This window comes from Synechocystis sp. LEGE 06083, assembly GCF_015207725.1.
GTDB lineage: Bacteria > Cyanobacteriota > Cyanobacteriia > Cyanobacteriales > Microcystaceae > Synechocystis > Synechocystis salina.
In genome coordinates this window covers 1-2,237 of the sequence record NZ_JADEWJ010000403.1, presented here as the reverse complement: position 1 = coordinate 2,237, position 2,237 = coordinate 1, and the positions used below count along the sequence as shown (strand labels likewise).

Here is a 2,237-nt window from a genome sequence, read left to right as displayed (position 1 = left end):
CCAGAGCCCATTCTGGCACTGCTTGGCGATCGCCATAGACATTTAAGCCACTGGGGTTGGCATTGGTATTATTTCCCAAAGCTTTGGCCAAAATTACTAAAGCTTGGGCCCTAGTAATCCTTTCTTCAGGGCGAAAACTACCGTCGGGAAATCCCGTTACTAAACCGGAACTACTCACTGCTAAAATTGCCGGCGCCGCCCAATAGTTACTGGGCACATCCCGAAAATTACGGGTGCTATTGCCAGGGGATAAATTAAAAGCTTTAACGGCGATCGCCGCAAATTGAGCCCTCGTAATCTGGCCATTGGGTTGAAAGGATCCATCGGGAAAACCACCAATAATGCCCCGTTCAGCCAGGGTTGTAACATATTGTCCCCCCCAATAACCCTGTAAATCTCCAAAACTGGAGGACTGGGCCAAAACCCTCGGAATAATTGGAATAAATGCCAAAGCAATTAAACCGGAGCTAAGCAAGGTACGATTTAAAAAAATCATAATTACCTCGTAAAATAATTCAATATTTAAGAAAAATTGATTTTGAACTAGAAATTAATAAATAGACTAGCTAAAATTTACCTGGAAAAAATCAGAACACTATAGGGGCCAATGGAAACCAAACCATGCCAAGGAAAATTGTCATATCCTCCAGATTCAGCCCTGGTGTCAGTACTGGGAAAATTGCCAAAAATATTGCTATAGCCCTGCCAATCACTGTTAAAACGTAACGCCCAAAATCCCTCCGCCGGCAAGCCCAATATATAGTTATAACGGGGTTCATTGGCAAAATTAGCCACCACTACCACATCATCCTTTTCTCCCCCTTGTTCCCAACGGTGAAAGGCAATCATTTTTTGGTTTTCATTGAGATGAAAAACCTGGGTAAATTGCCCAGATAATCCCCTACTAAAACCATCTAAATTTCGCCGTAAACGAATTAAATCTCGGTAGAGTCTTACAATGCCAAAAAATTCATGCCGCTGTTCCCAATCCACCGGCACGGTGTCCCGGAACCAACCCGATTCTAAAAATTCTTGGCCCTGGAATAACATCGGAATACCAGGAGCAGTGAAAATCATCGCAGCCGCTAGGGTAGAAAGCTTTTGGGCATACCAGTCTTTGGGATTATTCGGGCTAATTTCCTGGGGAACTCGGGCTTGGCCATTGGCAACTTCATCGTGGGATTCACTGTAAATGACTCGATCAAAAGCATCATCGTTATAGCGGTAGGTAATGGCATCACCAACTGCATGTAATGAACGTTGCTCATCCACCGTAGTAATTACCGCCCGTCGAATGGGGTGAACAAACATGGGATCCCATTGACAACCAAATCCTGCTCCCCCTGCACCAATATCCTTAGTTACCCATTTATTATTCTGTAGGTCTTCTGCAATAGTAATTTTGCCGGGAAAACGTTGGCTAATTTCTAAATTAATCCGCTGTAAAAGACTCCAACCATCGGGTAAATTACGATCTTCAAAACCATTAACGGTGCGAATAAATTGGGTACAATCAAAACGTAAACCGTCAATGTGATATTCTCCTAACCACATCAAAATATTATCGACAATATATTGCCGCACTTCCTCTCGGCCATAATCCGGTCTGGTTTCGCCCCAGGGAGTATGGGAACGGTCATCGTTGTAGAAATAAATACCTCCCCGATCGCCTTCTGACCAACCATCAAACTGCCAAAGATCAAGATCACTGGGGCCGAAATGGTTGTAAACCACATCTAAAATAACCGCGATGCCATGGCTATGGGCTTGCTTAATAAATTGTTTAAAAGCCAAAGGGCCACCATAGGCTTTTTCCACAGAAAAAATATGGGCGGGATTATAACCCCAAGACCTTTCCCCAGCAAATTCCCCAATGGGCATCACTTGAATAGCATTAATACCCAATTTTTTTAAGTAAGCCAGTCGGGCAGAAATAGAAGAAAATTTTCCAGAGGTATCGTCATTATTTTGATCATTAAAGGTGCCGACGTGCAATTCATAAATTATCAATTCATTCCAGGGAGCTATGGCAAAATCATCCCCCTGCCAATCAAAACTAGGATCATGGACAACGGCATTGCCAACGGAATGGGTTACTTCCCTGGCATAGGGGTCAATGCGTTCGATTTGTTTCCCGGGCGTTGCAATTAGGTATTTATATTCAGCGCCTGCTTGAAGTTGGGGAATGTCCAAATACCAAAATCCGTTTGATTCCGATGCCATGGGACTTGCATCCC

General features: G+C 43.7%; 2 protein-coding genes. Both read right to left on the bottom strand.

All coding sequences use genetic code 11. The features are described 5' to 3' along the window. Nucleotides 1-496, bottom strand: a 496-nt coding sequence (locus IQ219_RS19135) for an S-layer homology domain-containing protein (RefSeq protein ID WP_194073665.1), incomplete at its 3' end; no start/stop codon positions are given. A 77-nt stretch (nt 497-573) separates the two neighbouring features. Continuing rightward, a partial coding sequence (locus IQ219_RS19130) for an alpha-amylase family glycosyl hydrolase (protein WP_194073664.1) occupies nt 574-2,237 on the bottom strand: 1,664 nt, incomplete at its 5' end.